The organism is Hyphomicrobium sp. (genome assembly GCF_020852195.1).
GTDB lineage: Bacteria > Pseudomonadota > Alphaproteobacteria > Rhizobiales > Hyphomicrobiaceae > Hyphomicrobium_C.
The window spans coordinates 1-17834 of the sequence record NZ_JADZBI010000200.1 but is presented as its reverse complement, the minus strand read 5'-3'; the positions used below and the strand labels follow the sequence as shown (position 1 = coordinate 17834).

Here is a 17834-nt window from a genome sequence, read left to right as displayed (position 1 = left end):
GGCGACCTCGAACAGGCGGTCGCTGGCGACCATCTTTTTCCATTCCTCCGCGTCGAGGGCGCCGTCGCCGTTGCCGTCCGCCTGGCGGAACTCGGTGGAGACGTAGCGGGTCCACTCCTCGCAGCTCACCGAGCCATTCTTGTCCAGATCCCAGGTCTGGGCCGCGGCGATGAAAGTGCGGTCGAAATCGGAGGTGTTGCTGAACGGATTGCTCGAGGAGGCGCATCCGCCCGCGACGGCGCCCGGCAGTAACGCCAGACACGCCACCGTGCGAAGCATGCGTCGCTCAGCCATGAATTCTTCTCCCCTCAAGCGCGTCGTTATTCTTGTTCGGTCGCGATGCGCTCTGGCTCTGCGGTGGGGACGACGACGCGTGCGCCAGATATGAACGAGCCGACGCGGCTCCGACCCTGGGCGCCCCCCGGCTCCCCCGTCCTCTGGGCTCAAACCGGTGCGGCGAAATTATGGTTCAATGACAGCCGGACTGGCAATGTGAACGCAGCGTCGGCCCACACTCTTGGCAGGGGCGTTGACAGGGCCTACCCGATCGGAGATGGTGCGCCCAAATTCCAGACGGCCCTGACGTTCAGAGCCGCCGCCTTGCACATGGTTACCGAACGGGCACCGGGAGGCAGGGGGGTCAACATCCGACAGCGCGTGGCGCCCTCGGATGCTGTCATCGTTTGCGGAAAGGTTTAGATGTTTCAATCGCTCTCAGACCGGCTGGGGCAGGTTTTCGATAAGCTCACCAAGCGGGGTGCGCTGAGCGAAGCCGACGTCAGCGAGGCCATGCGCGAGGTGCGCCGCTCGCTGATCGAGGCGGACGTGGCCCTCGACGTGGTGCGCGACTTCATCGAGCGCGTGAAGGCCAAGGCGGTCGGCCAGGAGGTGCTGCGCTCGGTGACGCCGGGCCAGATGGTGGTCAAGATCGTCAACGACGAGCTGGTCCGCACGCTCGGCTCCGAGGCCGAGCCCATCGACCTGCACGCCGCGCCGCCGGTCGCCATCCTGATGGCGGGCCTGCAGGGCTCGGGCAAGACGACGACCACGGCCAAGATCGCCTGGCGCCTCAAGACGCGCGACAAGAAGAAAGTGCTGATGGCGTCGCTCGACACGCGGCGGCCAGCGGCGCAGGAGCAGCTTCGCGTGCTCGGCGAGCAGACCGAGGTGGCGACGCTGCCGATCGTCGCCGGGCAGACGCCGCTGCAGATCGCCAAGCGCGCCATGGAGGCAGCACGGCTTGGCGGCTACGACGTTGTGCTGCTCGACACCGCGGGCCGTACCACGCTCGACGAGGAGCTGATGGTGGAGGTCGCCGAGGTCAAGGCGGCGACCAACCCGCACGAGACCCTGCTCGTGCTCGACAGTCTCACCGGCCAGGACGCCGTCAACACGGCGAAGGCGTTCGATAGCCGGCTCGCGATCACCGGCACGGTGCTGACACGCGCCGACGGCGACGGGCGCGGCGGCGCGGCTCTCTCCATGCGTGCGGTGACCGGCAAGCCGATCAAGCTGCTCGGCACCGGCGAGAAGTGGGATGCGCTCGAGGACTTTGATCCGCAGCGCATCGCCGGGCGCATCCTCGGCATGGGCGACATCGTCGGCCTAGTCGAGAAGGCGGCGCAGTCGATCGACGTCGAGAAGGCGAAATCCATCGCCGAGAAGATGAAGAAGGGGTCGTTCGACCTCGAGGACCTCGGCGAGCAGTTGAAGCAGATGGAGAAGATCGGCGGCATGGGCGGCGTGCTTGGCATGCTGCCGGGCGTCGGCAAGATCAAGAACCAGATCGCGGCCGCCAACCTCGACGACCGGGTGGTGAAGCGCCAGCGCGCCATCATCTCGTCGATGACGCCCAAGGAGCGGCGGGCCCCGAAGATCCTCGACGCCAAGCGCAAGCGGCGCATCGCGGCCGGCTCCGGCACGCGCGTCGAGGACGTCAACAAGCTCATCAAGATGCATCGCCAGATGGCCGACATGATGCGCGCCATGGGCAAGAACCGCGGAATGATGGCGCGCATGTTCGGCATGGGCGGTGGCGGCCCGAGCGAGGCCGAGCTCGCCGAGATGCAGGGAGAGCTCGCGAAGCTCGATCCCAAGGCGCTCGAGCAGCTTCCCGCCGATCTCAAGGACGCGCTGCCGAAGGGATTGCCGGGGCTTGGAGGCGGCGGGCTGCCGCGCGGACTTCCGGGTCTCGGTGGAGGCGGACTGCCGGGCGGTCTTCCAGGACTGGGCGGGACGTTCCCGAAATTCCCCGGAGGTCCGGGGAAGAAGAAGTGACGACGCTTATCACGGAACAGGTGGTGCGCCGCCGAACATCAATCGAGAAGAGAGAAAGGACTACACCGTCATGTCAGCCAGGATCCGTCTTTCCCGCGGCGGCGCCAAGAAGCGGCCCTATTACTATATCGTCGTGGCGCACAGCGCCTCGCCGCGCGACGGGCGCTACATCGAGCAGATCGGCACCTTCAACCCGATGCTGCCCAAGGACAGCGCCGAGCGCGTGAAGCTCGTCGAGGAGCGCTGCAAGCACTGGCTCTCGGTCGGCGCGCAGCCGACGGATCGCGTGGCACGCCTGTTCGATGGTGCCGGGCTCCTGAAGCGCGAGGCCCGCAACAACCCGGAGAAGGCCAAGCCGAAGAAGAAGGCGCAGGAGCGCGCCGCCGCCAAGGCCAAGGCCGCCGAGGAGGCCGCTGCGGCTGCCGCCGGTGGCGAGGCATAAGCGGCATTGGCGCCGCTTAAGTATTCTGTTGTTTGAGCCAGGCATCGGACCCCTGCGTCCGGTGCCTGTTCTTTTGTCCCGGCGATGCCGTTCCGTGAGCAGAGTGGGCAGTATGCTGCAATTCCGCACCAGTCTTTGAGACTTGTGGCTTTGCCTACCCGGCCGGGTGTCGAAGCCGGCCGCGAATTGTCATAGCCTTTGTGAGGGCCGGCCGCGGTTTGGGGGTGGCAGGCCCGGTAATGCGGCGTGGGTTGTTTTTGGGGGCAGGACCGCCGGGGGCGGCGCGAGGCCGGATCCGGATGTGTCCTTGCAAGACATCGGGGACGTTACTTCCATGCCATTGAGGACCAATCTCTCCGAGGCCGAAGCGGCCTGGTGGGATCGGCGCAGTGAGATCCTGGTGCAGGGCACGGCGCTGATGAACGAGAAGCCGGACGTCGAGACGTGGACCGAGCGCGAGCGGCGGCTTTGGCTCTATGCCGTCGCCATCGGCAACAGGATCGAGCGCCTGCAATAGAAGGTCCGTCGGGCTCAGCGGCTGCTTGCACCTTAAGGATGCCGAGCAAAGCTCGTACACGGTATTGCAATCTGTGGTAGTATTTTCTGGCTTGGACAATCGGTTTGGCGGCCGATGTCGATTTGAGGCCGGAGCGGATCGGCGATGCTCGACGATGGTGTCTACGGGATCAGTTTCGAGAGCGGCGGCGAGGCCGACACTGGCGGTCCATGCCATCGCAGCGAGGGGCTGGCCGTGCTGCGCGGGGGCGTGATCCTGGGCTCCGACCGCAACGGGGGTGTGTTCCGGGGGCGCTGTCTGTATGATGTTGCGGGCGGCGATGTGACGGTCGCGGTGCGGCTGGCGGTCCCGCCCCATGGCGTGCTTCTTACCGGGCTCGAAGCAGGGCCGGACGGCGCCTTCATCGATGTGACCGGGTGCTTTCCGCCGCCGACGCCGGTGTCGTCGACGGTGGTCGACATCGGCGGCACGCCGGTGGCGGTCGAGCTCCGCTTCGTCGGCCCCCTGACCTGAGCGAACGGCTTCCTCGATGACACGGGACGACCCAACCGAAAGCAAGAGCGGGCGGCGCGTGCTGCTTGGCCATATCGCGGGTGCCCACGGCATCAAGGGCGCGGTGCTGGTGCGCAGCTACACGGCCGAGCCGGAGGCGATCGCCGGCTACGGCGTGCTGGAGGACGAGGCTGGCGCGGCGCGCTTTGCGCTCGCGGTGGAGGGTGCGACGGCGAAAGGGCTCATCTGCCGCGTTGAGGGGATCTCGGACCGGACGCAGGCGGAGGCGCTCAAGGGCGCCGCGCTCTACGTGGCGCGCGACCGGCTGCCGCCGCCCGACGAGGGCGAGTACTATCATGCGGATCTCGTGAGGCTCACCGCCGTGACGGAGGCGGGCGCGCCGCTCGGGCGCGTGGTCGCGGTCGCGAACTACGGTGCGGGCGACATCCTCGAGGTGCGGCCGGACGCCGGCGGGCGGACGGTGCTCTATCCCATGACTGAGGCGATCGTGCGCCGCGTCGATCTCGCGGGCGGTGTGGTCGTGCTCGTGCCGCCCGAGGAGGTGGACGCGGGCGATGAGAGCGTTGGTGAGGACGACGTCGCGAGCTCGTCGGACTGATGCGCGCGCGTGGAAACGTGGCGACTTTGACGTGTGGCGTGTCTGGATCCCGGCCTGCGCCCGGGGGGAGGATACCGCGATCGCCTCATGTCATCCGGCGTGTAGAGCCGGGACCCAGGGCGATGTTGTCGCCGATCGCTAAAGCCGTTCGGATTTGAACAAGCGCGGGAGGTCGCCGGTGAGGCCGGCGGCTTCGGAGACGAGGCGGCGCTTCAGGGCCGGAAGGCGGTCGACGAGGCCGAGGCCGAAGTCGCGGGCGGCACGGATCAGCATCGCATCGTTGGAAAAGAGCTTGTTCAAGCCGTCGAACGCGGCGGCCGAGGCGAAACTGTCGAAGCGGCGCCACTTCTCGTAGCGGCCGAGCCCTTCCATGCTGCCAGGGTCGAGGCCAAGGCGCAGGCTGTCGACCACGATCTCGCTCAGGGCCGCGACGTCGCGGAAGGCAAGGTTCACGCCCTGGCCGGCAATCGGGTGCACGCCGTGAGCGGCGTCGCCGATCAGCGCGAAGCGCGGCGCCACGTAGGCGCGCGCGAGATGCATCTCGAGCGGCCAGCACTGGCGGGGGCCGACGACCTCGATGGCGCCGAGGCGACCGGCGACGCGCGTCTCGACCTCGGCGAGGAAGCCCGCGTCGTCGAGGGCCAGGATGCGCTTGGCCTCGTCCGCGTCCTCGGTCCAGGTGAGGCAGGCGCGGTTGCCCGGGAGCGGCAGGATGGCGAATGGTCCCGCAGGCAGGAAATGCTGGATGGCGCGGCCGTCGTGGGAGCGCTCGTGGGCAATGGTGGTGACGATCGCGGTCTGGCCGTAGCGCCAGCCGACCGTCTTGATGCCGGCGCTGTCGCGCGAGGCGGAGCGGCGGCCCTCGGCGCCGACCAGCAGCGATGCGCTGAGCTCGGTGCCGTCGCCCAGCGTGATGGTCATCACGCCGCTCGTGTCGGCGAAGCGGGCGATCTCTGCCGGGGCGATCAGGGTGAGCCCCGGGGCGGATGCGACGGACTCATAAAGCGCGTGCTCGAGTGCCGTGGCCGGTACGATGTAGCTCGCGGGCTCGCCGTCCTCCGCGAGATGGTTGTCGTACTTGAGCAGCACGGGCCGGATGCCGGCTTCGAGGCTCGAATCCGTGATCTCGATCTCGGTGACCGCCTGTGCCTCGTCGGCGACCGCCTGCCAGATGCCGAGCGCGTCCAGCATGTGGCGTGCCCCGGCCGAGAGCGCGAAGGCGCGGGCGTCCGCCGGCGGCTTCCCCTGGCGCGGGGCGCGGTCGACGATGGCGAGACGGATGCCGTCGCCAAACGCGGAGAGCAGCGCGCGGGCGAAGGCGAGGCCGGCGAAGCTCCCTCCCGAGATCACGATGTCGAAGCGTTGCGTCATGGTCGGTTTCCGTTGGCACCTTTGACCGGGCTCGTGCGAAAATCGAAGCTGAAAGCGAATTTCTCGATTCGAACCCGCGAGCAGGTTAATGCTTCTTCGGCGCAGCCCGTTGCCCAGGCCATTGAACCCTAGCACCTTTTCGGGAGCCTTCCATGTCTGCCGGTTATGAGCAACCAAGCCCCGCGGTGGCGGGGCTGATGGAGGTGCTCGACCTCGAGCGGCTCGAGGTCAACCTGTTCCGCGGCATCAGTCCCAAGGACGGCTGGCAGCGCGTCTACGGCGGGCAGGTGCTCGGGCAGGCGCTGGTGGCGGCGGGGCGGACGGTCGAGGAGCCGCGCGCGGCCCATTCGCTGCACGGCTATTTCCTGCTCGGGGGCGACCCCTCCCATCCCATCATCTACGAAGTCGAGCGCATTCGCGACGGCGGCAGCTTCACAACGCGGCGCGTCAAGGCCATCCAGCACGGGCGCGCCATCTTCGCCATGAGCGCCTCGTTCCACAAGGAGGAGGAAGGCTACGAGCACGCGGCGGCGATGCCGGACGTGCCGCCGCCCGAGACGTTGCCTTCGGCTGCGGAGCGGGTGGCCGAGCTGATCGACGCGCTGCCCGAGAACATGCGCAACTACTGGCAGCGCGAGGCCCCCATCGAGCTCAGGCCGGTGGACGTCAAGCGCTACCTCAGCCGCGAGCCCAATCCGCCCGCCCAGCACATCTGGCTCAAGGCCAGCGGGCGGCTGCCGGATGACGTCCGGCTGCACCAGTGCGTGCTGGCCTATGCCTCGGATTTCACGCTGCTCGACACGGCGCTGATCGCGCACGGGAAGCTCTTGTTCGATCCCGACATCCAGCTCGCCAGCCTCGATCACGCGCTATGGCTGCATCAGCCGTTCCGGGCCGACGAATGGCTGCTCTACGCACCGGACAGCCCCGTCGCCTCCGGGGCGCGAGGCTTCTGCCGGGGCAGCTTCTTCACCCGCGACGGGCGCCTCGTTGCATCCACCGCGCAAGAGGGGCTTATCCGCAAACGTCAGACGGCGTTTTTGATTAAATGAATAGCAAACATCGTTCAATGCACAAATGTTGTGCGCTTTCTGCGGGCAGTGATGGCTAATTTGTGGCCGATTGTTGCCAAATTCTAAACGGATTCAACTCTCTACCAGCACCTGCCGGACTTGGCACAGCTCTTGACTCTCACTCCGTCGATTGTTGCCGGCTGTTCGCCGGCAGCAAGTAGGAGGTCCTGTCTCCTCGCCGTCTCATTCATAGAGCGGGAGACAAAAACCAAGGGGTGCTCTCCATGAAACTCATCACTGCCATCATCAAGCCTTTCAAGCTGGAGGAGGTGCGGTCAAACCTGACCGACATCGGCCTCCAGGGCATGACCGTGACCGAGGTCAAGGGTTATGGCCGCCAGAAGGGCCACACCGAGGTCTACCGCGGCGCAGAGTACGCGGTGAGCTTCCTGCCCAAAATCAAGATCGAGGTCGTCGTTTCCGGGGCCCTCGTCGACAAAGCCGTCGAAGCCATCGTGAAGGCCGCCAAGACCGGCCAGATCGGCGACGGCAAGATCTTCGTCTCCTCGATCGAGCACACCTTGCGAATCCGCACGGGTGAGTCCGACGACGCGGCGCTCTGAAGAATGCGGCTCGCTTACAGGTTGAAAGACAGGGGAGTTCACGACATGAAGCCAAACTTGTTTACGCGCGCGACCGGGGTCCTTGGGGCTGCCGCCGCGTACATGTTCACTGCGCTTCCGGCGTTCGCGCAGGAAGCAGCCGCGGCGGAGCCGCCGCCAACGCTTGATTCCGGCGACACCGCGTGGCTGCTGGTCTCGACCGTCATCGTGCTCTTGATGAGCATCCCGGGCCTTGCCCTCTTCTACGGCGGCATGGTGCGCAAGAAGAACGTGCTCAACACGACGGCGATGGTCTTCGTCGCCGTGTCGGTGCTGTCGGTCCTCTGGATGCTGATCGGCTACTCGCTGGCGTTCTCGGACGGCGGCGCGCTTCAGGCCTACGTCGGCGGTCTTGAGAAGGTGCTGTTGGCCGGCGTGACCAAGGACGCCCTTTCCGGGACGATCCCCGAATCGCTGTTCGTCGCCTTCCAGCTGACGTTCTTCGCCATCACACCGGCGCTGATCATCGGCTCGATCGTCGAACGCATGAAGTTCTCGAGCCTGCTGCTCTTCCTGTCGCTCTGGAGCCTCGTCGTCTACGCTCCGGTCTGCCATTGGGTGTGGGGCGGCGGCTTCCTGAGCGATCACGGCGTGCTCGACTTCGCCGGCGGCACCGTGGTGCACATCAACGCCGGTGTCGCGGGCCTTGTGGCGGCCATCGTGCTCGGCAAGCGCAAGGGCTACGGCACCGAGAACATGGCGCCACACAACCTGGTGCTGACGCTGATCGGCGCCTCGCTGCTCTGGGTCGGCTGGTACGGCTTCAACGCCGGCTCGGCCGCCGCTGCTAACGGCTCGGCTGCCATGGCCGCTCTCGTCACGCAGGTCTGCACCGCCGCGGCCGTGCTTTCCTGGATCTTCGTCGAGTTCCTCGTCCATCGCAAGGCGACGGTGCTCGGTGCCACGTCGGGCGCGATTGCCGGTCTCGTGGCCATCACGCCTGCAGCCGGCTTCGTCGATCCGGTCGGCGCGCTGATCATCGGCCTCGCGGCCGGCGCGATCTGCTACTTCTTCTCGACTGCCGTGAAGAAGGCGCTCGGCTATGACGACAGCCTCGACGTGTTCGGTGTGCACGGCGTGGGCGGCATCGTCGGCGCCATCCTCACCGGCGTGTTCGCCCGCGAGGCCATCGGCGGCACCGCCGGCGCCATCGAGGGCAACATCGCCCAGGTCTGGACGCAGGTCTACGGCGTGCTCGCCACCATCATCTGGTGTGCGGTCGCGAGCTTCGTGATCCTCATCCTGATCAAGATGTTCTTCGGCCTGCGCGTGCCGGAGTCGGTCGAGGTCGAGGGTCTCGACGTCAACCTGCACGGCGAGGTCGTTCAGTAAGCGAGAGATCTCTTCGGCCGGCGGCGTGCTGCCGGCCGATCCTTTCCCAAGGCGCAGCTCCGGGCTTCAGCAAGTCCGGGGCTGTTTTCTTGCCTGCACCTGCATCGCCCAACTTTTGAGCGGACGAGAAATTCTGCCTGGGATTTGATCCGCAATTGCCGCCCGCGCGTGCCATCGAAGCGCACGGCTGGTCGTATCTCGCCAGAATTTCAATCGCTTGTGCGTTCGGTAGCGATTGGCACGACTCTTGATACCTCAGTGCCCGGGTGCTCTGTGGACCGGCATTTTCTTCGCCGAGGTCTGACCGGCCGGCGTCCGGTGCGGACAGCAAGGCCAGGGTCTCGATCTTCGGCGATCACGGCGAGCGAGTTCGCGATGATTGTAGCTCGCTCGGGAACCTGCCGGTTCTCCGGCCGGCAGGTTTCACCTCTCCATTCTTCTCCCGAGCACGCGTCTCCCCTAGACGTGCTCCAAACTTGACCCGGGGCTTCGCGCTCCGGGTCTTTTTTTCTGTGCTCAGAGGATGGCGATGCGGGTCCTCGGGCCAATGTGCGCCAGCACTTTCAGGAGATCGCGGCGTGCGAGGGCGACGCAGCCCTCGGTCGGCTTCAGTCCGCGCTCGGCGACATGCATGAAAATGGCGCTGCCCGCCCCGCGTCGGCGGGGGCGGCGGTTGTAGCCGATGACGACGACCATGTCATACAGCCCGTCGCCGCGGCAGAGACGCTCGGCGCTTGCCGCATAGGGATGCTGCACACGGCGGTTGTAATTGCGGTCGTTCGCTGCATCGCACCATCCGTCGTCCGGCCTGATCGCCGTCAGCGCGAGCGCGGTTCTCGGCCGCGCCATGCGGTCGCGGCGGTAGAATGCGCTTTCGAGCCGAAACTGACCGCGCGGCGTGGCGCCGTCGCCCTCGCGCTTCTCGGCGCGGATGCCGCCGCGGCCGAGCGCGCAACGCAGCACAAGGCTGCCCAAGGTCAGCCGGCCCGCCGTGCTCTTGGGGCTTAGGCCTCTCACGACGATTTTACGGGCAATAATGGCTCGATCCCCTTTTTCGGCCGGCCTTCCGGCTCGATAACCGTCCGGCCCACGGCACCCTACCTCAGCGGATGAGCAGATGCTAAGAGGGTGCTCCAACGCTGACCCATCGCCTATCCGGAGCCCGCCAAGCATGAGCGCTGCACGCAAGATCCTTCTTGTCGACGACGACGAGGATCTCCGTGGATCCCTGCAGGATCAACTGGCCTTGCACGACGAGTTCGACGTGTCGGTGGCGGGCACGGCCGGCAAGGGAATCGAGGCGGCCAAGATGGGGCACCATGACCTGGTGGTGTTCGACGTCGGGCTGCCTGACATGGACGGGCGCGAGGCCGTGCGGCTGCTGCGCAAGGGCGGCTTCAAGAGCCCGATCATCATGCTGACCGCCAACGACAGCGACGCCGACCAGATCCTGGGCCTCGACGCTGGCGCCAACGACTATGTCACCAAGCCGTTCAAGTTCGCGGTGCTGCTCGCCCGCATTCGCGCGCAACTGCGCCAGCACGAGCAGAGCGAGGACGCGGTGTTCACCATCGGGCCCTACACGTTCAAGCCGGCCTCGAAACTCCTGCTCGACGAGAAGGGCGGCAAGGTCCGCCTTACCGAGAAGGAGACGGCGATCCTCAAATACCTCTACCGGACCGGCGACAAGGTCGTCTCGCGCGAGACTCTGCTGCACGAGGTGTGGGGCTACAACGCGGGCGTGACGACGCATACGCTCGAGACGCACATCTACCGCCTCAGGCAGAAGATCGAGAAAGATCCCTCGAACGCCGAGATCCTGGTCACCGAGACGGGCGGCTACAAGCTGATGTCGTGAACAGCTTGTTCTCACGTCGTCAACAAGCCCCTTCTTGAGCCTCGACCGCTCGCGCGAATCGCTCGAATCTCCAACCAGAGTTGGCACCGCGTTCAGCGTGCCCAGGTTATGGTTGCGGGGATTTCGAGATGGCTATCGATGCGCTTGTGCTTCCACTTCTCAACGTACCGCTGTTCCAGGGGCTCAAGCCCCTGCAACTGACAGAGATCGCGCGTCGCGCGGATCGCATCGTCTACAAACCGGGCGACGTGATCGTGACGGCACATGGCGAGCCTGATGCGGCGGTGCTCGTGGTTTCGGGCGAGGCGGTGCGCACCGAGGGGCCTGGGCTCGAGAGAGGTGCGAACGAGGCGATCCCGACCGGGGCGCTGATCTCCGAGATGACGATGTTGATCGAGACGGAGTGCACGTCGACGGTGGTGGCGCGCACGCCGGTGCGGGCGCTCAGGATCACGCGCTCGGAGATGATCGCGCACATGACCGACGACCCGAGCCTCGCCGATCATTTCATCGAGAAGATCTCGGGACGGCTGTCGTCGTTCGTCGAGGGGCTGCGCGAGATCGACAAGTCGCTCGTCACCATCGGCCCGCCCGTGAATGGCGCGGAGGCCAAGACGACAGCGAGCGCGGCAGGGGGCGGAGGCACAGCCACAGCCACCGTGCACTGAGAGAGACGGCCGAAATCGGAAAAGGGCCGGAGCACCACGCTCCGGCCCTTTTGTTTCTTGCAGTTCCGAACGTTGGCCCGCCTAGCGGACGCGGCGCGGGTTCATGTAGAGGTCGGCTTCCTGGCGGTCGAGCTTGGGTGTGACCTTGCCCCTCAGCATGCCCTTGTAGAGCTGCTTCATGTGGCGGCGGCAGTCGCCGTTGAAGACCATCATGGCGCCGAACAGCTTCATCACCGTCATGAGGCGTTTGTCGGCGCCAGCGCGGATCTGACCCTTCCACTTGCCGCCACTCGAGAACACCTTGCCGTCGAGATAGCCGACGGTCTCGTTGTGCTGATTAATCAGCGCATAGTCGCCGCCGAGATTGATGAAGGCGCGCTTCAGCCGGTAAAATTCCGGATTGCCCTTGCTGTCGATAATGAAGAACGAGAAGTGCTCGGGCATGAAGGCCCACTTGTTGGCCGAGCGCTCGAGATAAATGATGTACTGGTCGTCGTTGGTGTTGATCGAGTAGGTCATCACGGGGAGCCCGCGGGCGCCGAGCGTCTGCTGCAGCGAGCGTCCGACCATGAGGTCCATGGTGGCGCGCCAGTTGAGGTTCTCGGTGAAGAGCTTGAAGACTAGGCGCTTGTCCATGCCCTCGGACTTCTTCCAGGCGTCCTCGCGATAGCCGAAGAGGCCGGTGCGCTGGCCGTTCTCGATGATCTCGCCGAAGATGTCCATGTCGGTCGTGAACTGGCGCGACTTGGCGCGGTTGCGCGTGCGCTTGTAGATGCCGAACTCGGTGAAGTTGAGGTCGGTGATCCAGATGTCGACGACGAAGCGGTCCCAGCCGTCGGAGGCGCGCTTCCTCGGCGCCTTGCCGCTTTTGGGCTCCTTTGGCTGCGTCTGCGCTCTCGCAGAGATTTCCTTGAGGGCGTCGGCGCGGGCGTCGCGCGCGGCATCGGCGGCTGCGGCGTCAGCCTCGATCTCGGCCACCTTGAGGGCAGATGCTGTCATGCCGGTCTCCCTTGGGCTCCCGTGGAGCGGTTGCGGACGCGAATCACAGGGTTGTCAGGAGGCTAGCATCGGCTCCTGCAACCGGGGCCGCGTGGCGCGCGCGCGCCGTGGAAAAGCTGTGGGTAGACAGGGGATAGGGGGCGGCCAGCAACACGTAGCGGGCGACAGAGTGCGGAATTGGGCAGTGGCTCAGCGGCTGCCGAAAATGGCGGAGCCGACGCGGACGTACGTGGCGCCGAGCTCGCTGGCGGTCTCGAAGTCGCCGCTCATGCCCATGCTGAGCTCGGCGAGGCCGAGGTCGCCTGCGAGCTTGGCCAGGAAGGCGAAGTGGACGGCCGGCTCCTCCTCGACGGGCGGGATGCACATGAGGCCCGCGATGTCGAGGCCGAGGTCGTCCCGGCAGTGAGCGAGGAAGGCCGCGGTCTCCTTCGGCGGGATGCCGGCCTTCTGCGGCTCCTCGCCGGTGTTCACCTCGATGAAGAGCTTCAAGCGCTTGCCCTGCCGCTGCTGCTCGTCGGCGATGGCCTTGGCGATCTTCGGCCGGTCGACGGTGTGGATGGCGTCGAACAGCGCCACGGCCTCGCGCGTCTTGTTGGATTGCAGCGGGCCAATGAGGTGGAGCTCGATGTCGGGATAGCGGGCGCGGAGGTCCGGCCATTTGGCCTTGGCCTCCTGCACGCGGTTCTCGCCGAACAGGCGGTGGCCGGCCTCGAGCACGGGCAGGATAGTCTCGGGGCCGAAGGTCTTGGTGACGGCGATCAGGTGCACGGAGGCCGGATTCCGTCCGGCCTCGCGGGCCGCGGCGGCGAGGCGGGCTTTGACTTCGGCCAGTGCGGCGGCCGGGGCAGGGAGGGTGGTCGGGTCGGTCATGGACCTCGATGTACCCGATCTGCGCGCGGCTTGAACATGATAGAGGCTATATGGGTAAAAAGCCGCGAATTTTGCGCATATGTGAACTGACTTGGGTAGCGGCTACCCATGGCGCGCCTCATGTGGGTAGAAAGTCGATAAAATTACCCATTTTGTTGGAGATGTGGGTAAGGGCGACCCATGTCTGGATAAAATGGGTAGAAAGTGGCAATATTTACCCATGTCTTTCGATCCCAACCGCCCTTTCAACGATCTCCCCGGCCTGCCGCCACGGGTCGATCTCGAGACCAGATCGGTCCTAAAGACGTGCGTCAGCGCCCGGGCGAAGCTTGCGGCGCTCAAGGAGGCGGCCGCCCTCATTCCCAACCAGGACGTGCTGATCAACTCGATCCCGCTGCGCGAGGCCAAGGACAGCTCGGCGATCGAGAACATCGTCACGACCAACGACAAGCTCTTCCGGTTCGCCAATGCGGATGCCAATCAGGCCGACACGGCGACCAAGGAAACGCTGCGCTATCGCACGGCGCTGCTGTGCGGCTACGAGAGCCTGAAGAGCGGCCGGCCGCTGACGACCAATACCGCGGTCGAGGTGTGCCGCGCGATCAAGGACGTCGACCTCGATATCCGCCGTACGTCAGGCACCAACCTCAAGAACCAGAGCGGGCGCGTCATCTACACGCCGCCCGAGGGCGAGGACGTGCTGCGCGACAAGATGGCCAACTGGGAGCGCTTCATTCACGACGAGTCGGATCTCGATCCGCTGATCAGAATGGCGGTGGCGCACTACCAGTTCGAGGCGATCCATCCGTTTCCGGATGGAAACGGCCGGACGGGGCGTATTCTCAACATCCTGTTTCTTATCGAGATGGAGCTACTCGATCTGCCCATCCTTTATCTCAGCCGCTTCATCAACGACCAGCGGGGCGAGTACTACCGGCTGCTGCTCGAAGTGACGACGCAGCAGGCGTGGGAGCCGTGGGTGCTCTACATGCTCAATGCCGTCGACGAGATGGCGACATGGACGCGAAGCAAGATCTGGGCGATCAAGCATCTGATGGCGGACACCGTGCGCTATGTGCAGGTGGCCTTGCCGAAGGTCTACAAACGCGAGCTTGTCGAGCTTCTGTTCGTGCAGCCCTATGTGCGGATCGGCGATCTGGTCGACGCGGGCCTCGGCACGCGCAAGACGGCGGCCGGCCATCTCAATCAACTCATCGCGGCAGGCGTTCTACGCGCGGAAAAAGAGGGACGGGACAAGCTTTTCATCAACGTCCGCTTCTTCGATCTGCTCATGAGCGACAGCAACGACTTCGCGCCGTTTCCGGAGGTGGCCGCCGAGCGATGAGCATCGGCCGACAGGTCCGCTGCCGGCTCCCGGCGGATGTCACTTACGCGATCGCGATTCGATCGCACGGCCGTGCTCATGGCTGCTGTCGGCCAAGGTCTCGATCACCCGACATTCACACACGCGTCCGCGCCCGCATTCGTCAACCGTGCGCTGCAGCTCCGCGCGAAGCGTCGTCAGATGCGCGATGCGGCGGTCGATCTCGGCGATGTGCCGACGCGCCAGTTCGTCCACCTCCGAGCAAGACTGGTTCGGCTTGGCGCTCATCGCCAGCAACTCGCGGATGGCGTCCACCTCGAAGCCAAGCTCGCGGGCGTGGCGGACGAAGTTGAGCCGGGACGCGTGGCTTGCATCGTAGCGCCGCTGCTGGCCTTCCGTCCGCGGTGGAGGCGGCATCAGTCCTATCTGCTCGTAGTAGCGGATCGTCGGCACCTTGACCTTGGTGCGCCGCGCCAGCTCGCCAATCGAAAAACCCATCGCGAAGTCCCTTGAACCTCTAGTCACTATAGGGATTACGGTGCCTCTCGAAAAGGAGGTGCCGCATGGCCGACCACTGCTGCAACGAGGACACGAACACCTGCTGCGTCTCGCCGGCGCTTGCGGCCGAGAAGGGTGATGCGGCGGCGAAGGCCGAAGGCGGATGCTGCTCAGGCGGCGTGCCGGTCTTCGACGGCATGAACCCGCGCTACAAACGCGTGCTCTGGATTGTTATCGGCATCAACGCCGCGATGTTCGCGACGGAGATGGTCGCGGGTCAGCTTGCCGGATCGCAAGCCCTGCAAGCCGATGCCCTGGATTTCCTGGGCGATACCATTACTTACGGTCTCAGCCTTGCCGTCATCGGCGCGTCATTGCGGGCACGGGCGAGCGCGGCAGTATTCAAGGGGTTGTCGCTCAGCCTGATGGCGCTTTGGGTGCTCGGCTCCACAGCCTGCCGCACGCTGGTCCTTGGCCTGCCAAGCGCAGAAGTAATGGGTGTCATCGGTTTCCTGGCTCTTGCCGCGAACCTGGCATCGGTGGGCCTGCTGCTGCCCTACAAGGACGGCGACGCGAATGTGCGGTCGGTGTGGCTGTGCTCGCGCAACGATGCCATCGGCAACGTCGCCGTGATGCTCGCGGCGCTGGGGGTGTGGGGAACTGCGACCGCGTGGCCCGATCTGATCGTGGCTACGATCATGGCGGGCATCTTTCTCACCTCGTCGGTGCAGATCCTGCGGCAGGCCTGGAGCGAGTACCAGCAGGGCGGATCGCCTCGTTCTGTCGCTGCCGAGTAAGCAGCTTCGGCGGTTGTCTGCCTTTCACTGCCGCGGGATTTCGAGCTGACCCGCTTCCGCCAGCCGCCTTGACCGCACCCCCGCTTTCGGGCTCATTACCCGGCTAATTTCACCCGAGACAAGCAAAACACATGGCGACCGAACGGTACAACGCATCCGCGCGCGAGAAGCACTGGCAGAAGGTCTGGGAGGAGGGCGAGATCTTCCGCGCCTCCGACGACCGGGCGCGGCCCAAGTGCTACGTGCTCGAGATGTTCCCGTACCCGTCCGGGCGCATCCACATGGGGCACGTGCGCAACTACGCCATGGGCGATGTGGTGGCGCGCTTCAAGCGCGCCAAGGGCTTCAACGTGCTGCATCCCATGGGCTGGGATGCGTTCGGCATGCCGGCCGAGAACGCCGCCATCGAGCGCAAGACGCATCCCTCGACGTGGACCTATGCCAACATCGAAACGATGAAGGGCCAGCTCAAGTCGATGGGGCTGTCGCTCGACTGGAGCCGCGAGATCGCGACCTGCAGCCCGGACTACTACACGCACCAGCAGCGGCTGTTCCTCGACCTCTACAAGAAGGGTCTCGCGTACCGGAAAAGCTCGAAGGTCAACTGGGACCCGGTCGATCACACCGTGCTCGCCAACGAGCAGGTGATCGACGGGCGCGGCTGGCGCTCGGGCGCCCTCGTTGAGCAGCGCGAGCTCACGCAGTGGTTCTTCAAGATCACCGCCTACTCGGACGAGCTGCTCGAAGCGCTCGGCACGCTCGACAAGTGGCCGGAGAAGGTGCGCCTGATGCAGGCGAACTGGATCGGCCGCTCGGAAGGCATGCTGGTGCGCTGGGCGCTCGATGCCAAGACGGCGCCCAAGGGGCACAAGGAGCTCGAGATCTACACGACGCGTCCGGACACGCTGTTCGGTGCGTCCTTCATGGCGATTGCGCCCGATCATCCGCTGGCGAAAGCGGCGGCCGAGGCCAACCCGGAGCTGGCGGCGTTCTCCGAGGAGTGCCGGCGCATGGGCACGTCGGTCGCTGATCTCGAAAGCGCGGAGAAGCGCGGCTTCGATACCGGCATTCGCGCCGTGCATCCGTTCGACAAGGACTGGACGGTGCCGGTGTACGTCGCGAACTTCATCCTCATGGACTACGGCACGGGCGCCATCTTCGGCTGTCCGTCGGGCGACCAGCGCGACCTCGACTTCGCGCGCAGGTACGGGCTGCCGGTCGTTCCGGTCATCCTGCCGCCGGGTGCCGAGGCCGAGGGCTTCGCGGTCGGCGACACGGCCGTCGACGGCGACGGCACGATGATCAACTCGCGCTTCCTCGACGGGCTCTCGACGGACGACGCGTTCGAGGAGGCGGCGAAGCGGCTCGAGGGTTCGAGGCTTGGCGGCAAGCCGGCCGGGGCGCGCAAGGTCAACTACCGCCTGCGCGACTGGGGCATCTCGCGGCAGCGCTACTGGGGCTGCCCGATCCCCATCATCCATTGCGAGGCCTGCGGCATCGTGCCGGTGCCGGCTGAGGACCTGCCCGTCAGGCTGCCGGACGACGCGACCTTCGACAAGCCGGGCAACCCGCTCGACCGGCATCCGACGTGGAAGCATGTCGACTGTCCGAAGTGTGGCAAGCCCGCACGGCGCGAGACCGACACCATGGACACGTTCGTCGACAGCTCGTGGTACTACGTGCGCTTCACGGCGCCGCACGCGGCGACGCCCGTCGATGTGGATGCCGCGAACTACTGGCTGCCGGTCGATCAATACATCGGCGGCATCGAGCACGCGATCCTGCACCTGCTCTATTCGCGGTTCTTCTATCGCGCCATCTCGGACGCCGGGTACGGCACCAAAAACCTGCGCGAGCCGTTCGCCGCCCTGTTCACGCAGGGCATGGTCACGCACGAGACCTACAAGTCCGAGGGCGGAGCGTGGCTCCTGCCGAGCGAGATCCGCTTCGAGGGCGACGGCGAGGCGCGGCATGCGGTCGAGATTGCGACCGGCAAGCCGGCCGTGATCGGGTCGATCGAGAAGATGTCGAAGTCGAAGAAGAACCTCGTCGACCCGGACGACATCATCGAGGGCTGGGGTGCGGACTGCGCGCG

At 65.8% G+C, this 17834-nt stretch carries 19 protein-coding genes; 13 read left to right on the top strand and 6 right to left on the bottom strand.

The window, feature by feature from the left end; all coding sequences use genetic code 11:
* The coding region (locus tag IT540_RS17050; RefSeq protein ID WP_291180684.1) for an EF-hand domain-containing protein at positions 1-294 on the bottom strand (294 nt) is incomplete at its 3' end.
* Positions 295-699: 405 nt separating this feature from the next.
* Between IT540_RS17050 and ffh the strand changes: the two genes are divergently transcribed.
* The 5 genes from ffh to rimM all read left to right on the top strand — a co-directional run bounded on the left by ffh (position 700) and on the right by rimM (position 4347).
* The gene (gene ffh, locus IT540_RS17045; RefSeq protein WP_291180682.1) at positions 700-2277 is read left to right on the top strand and encodes a signal recognition particle protein; all 1578 of its coding nucleotides are present in this window, start codon (positions 700-702) and stop codon (positions 2275-2277) included.
* Positions 2278-2347: 70 nt separating this feature from the next.
* Positions 2348-2719 carry a 30S ribosomal protein S16 gene (gene rpsP / locus IT540_RS17040; protein ID WP_291180680.1) on the top strand — a complete coding sequence of 124 codons (372 nt, stop codon included), beginning with the start codon at positions 2348-2350 and terminating at the stop codon, positions 2717-2719.
* Positions 2720-3053: 334 nt separating this feature from the next.
* Positions 3054-3236, top strand: coding sequence for a hypothetical protein (locus IT540_RS17035; protein ID WP_291180678.1), 183 nt, complete (start codon positions 3054-3056; stop codon positions 3234-3236).
* Between the two features lie 144 nt (positions 3237-3380).
* Positions 3381-3749, top strand: coding sequence for a hypothetical protein (locus IT540_RS17030; protein ID WP_291180676.1), 369 nt, complete (start codon positions 3381-3383; stop codon positions 3747-3749).
* A 16-nt stretch (positions 3750-3765) separates the two neighbouring features.
* Entirely contained in the window at positions 3766-4347 is a 582-nt protein-coding gene (rimM, locus tag IT540_RS17025) for a ribosome maturation factor RimM (protein ID WP_291180674.1), read from the top strand.
* A gap of 138 nt (positions 4348-4485) precedes the next feature.
* On the opposite strand, the gene IT540_RS17020 is transcribed toward rimM, so the two are convergent.
* On the bottom strand, positions 4486-5718 hold the full coding sequence (locus tag IT540_RS17020) for an FAD-dependent monooxygenase (protein WP_291180672.1): 1233 nt from the start codon (positions 5716-5718) through the stop codon (positions 4486-4488).
* 152 nt (positions 5719-5870) lie between these two features.
* On the opposite strand from IT540_RS17020, the gene tesB reads away from it, so the two are divergent.
* The 3 genes from tesB (at position 5871) to IT540_RS17005 (ending at position 8725) form a co-directional block, all read left to right on the top strand.
* Complete coding sequence (gene tesB / locus IT540_RS17015; RefSeq protein WP_291180670.1) at positions 5871-6770, top strand: acyl-CoA thioesterase II; 900 nt, start codon at positions 5871-5873, stop codon at positions 6768-6770.
* A gap of 245 nt (positions 6771-7015) precedes the next feature.
* Positions 7016-7354 carry a P-II family nitrogen regulator gene (locus IT540_RS17010; RefSeq protein WP_291180668.1) on the top strand — a complete coding sequence of 113 codons (339 nt, stop codon included), beginning with the start codon at positions 7016-7018 and terminating at the stop codon, positions 7352-7354.
* Positions 7355-7456: 102 nt separating this feature from the next.
* Positions 7457-8725 (top strand): ammonium transporter, encoded by a 1269-nt coding sequence (locus IT540_RS17005; RefSeq protein WP_291180686.1) that lies wholly within the window; start codon positions 7457-7459, stop codon positions 8723-8725.
* A 516-nt stretch (positions 8726-9241) separates the two neighbouring features.
* Here IT540_RS17005 and IT540_RS17000 read toward each other — a convergent pair.
* A complete protein-coding gene (locus tag IT540_RS17000) occupies positions 9242-9742 on the bottom strand; it encodes a L,D-transpeptidase family protein (RefSeq protein WP_291180666.1) in 501 nt (166 codons plus the stop codon).
* A 154-nt stretch (positions 9743-9896) separates the two neighbouring features.
* On the opposite strand from IT540_RS17000, the gene IT540_RS16995 reads away from it, so the two are divergent.
* Together IT540_RS16995 and IT540_RS16990 are read left to right on the top strand one after the other, a co-directional pair.
* Positions 9897-10583, top strand: a complete 687-nt coding sequence (locus tag IT540_RS16995) for a response regulator transcription factor (RefSeq protein WP_291180664.1) — start codon at positions 9897-9899, stop codon at positions 10581-10583.
* Between the two features lie 128 nt (positions 10584-10711).
* The gene (locus IT540_RS16990; RefSeq protein ID WP_291180662.1) at positions 10712-11251 is read left to right on the top strand and encodes a cyclic nucleotide-binding domain-containing protein; all 540 of its coding nucleotides are present in this window, start codon (positions 10712-10714) and stop codon (positions 11249-11251) included.
* Positions 11252-11332: 81 nt separating this feature from the next.
* Here IT540_RS16990 and IT540_RS16985 read toward each other — a convergent pair whose 3' ends face one another.
* The gene (locus IT540_RS16985) at positions 11333-12250 is read right to left on the bottom strand and encodes a hypothetical protein (protein ID WP_291180660.1); all 918 of its coding nucleotides are present in this window, start codon (positions 12248-12250) and stop codon (positions 11333-11335) included.
* Positions 12251-12439: 189 nt separating this feature from the next.
* Positions 12440-13120 carry a YggS family pyridoxal phosphate-dependent enzyme gene (locus tag IT540_RS16980; RefSeq protein WP_291180658.1) on the bottom strand — a complete coding sequence of 227 codons (681 nt, stop codon included), beginning with the start codon at positions 13118-13120 and terminating at the stop codon, positions 12440-12442.
* A gap of 220 nt (positions 13121-13340) precedes the next feature.
* On the opposite strand from IT540_RS16980, the gene fic reads away from it, so the two are divergent.
* Positions 13341-14465: a protein adenylyltransferase Fic gene (gene fic / locus IT540_RS16975; protein WP_291180656.1), complete on the top strand. Its 1125-nt coding sequence runs from the start codon at positions 13341-13343 to the stop codon at positions 14463-14465.
* 39 nt (positions 14466-14504) lie between these two features.
* Here fic and IT540_RS16970 read toward each other — a convergent pair whose 3' ends face one another.
* The gene (locus IT540_RS16970) at positions 14505-14942 is read right to left on the bottom strand and encodes a helix-turn-helix domain-containing protein (RefSeq protein WP_291180654.1); all 438 of its coding nucleotides are present in this window, start codon (positions 14940-14942) and stop codon (positions 14505-14507) included.
* Positions 14943-15007: 65 nt separating this feature from the next.
* Between IT540_RS16970 and IT540_RS16965 the strand changes: the two genes are divergently transcribed.
* Together IT540_RS16965 and leuS are read left to right on the top strand one after the other, a co-directional pair.
* Positions 15008-15739 (top strand): cation transporter, encoded by a 732-nt coding sequence (locus IT540_RS16965; protein WP_291180652.1) that lies wholly within the window; start codon positions 15008-15010, stop codon positions 15737-15739.
* A gap of 131 nt (positions 15740-15870) precedes the next feature.
* Positions 15871-17834 (top strand): leucine--tRNA ligase (leuS, locus tag IT540_RS16960; protein WP_291180650.1); only part of this gene is annotated, 1964 nt, incomplete at its 3' end.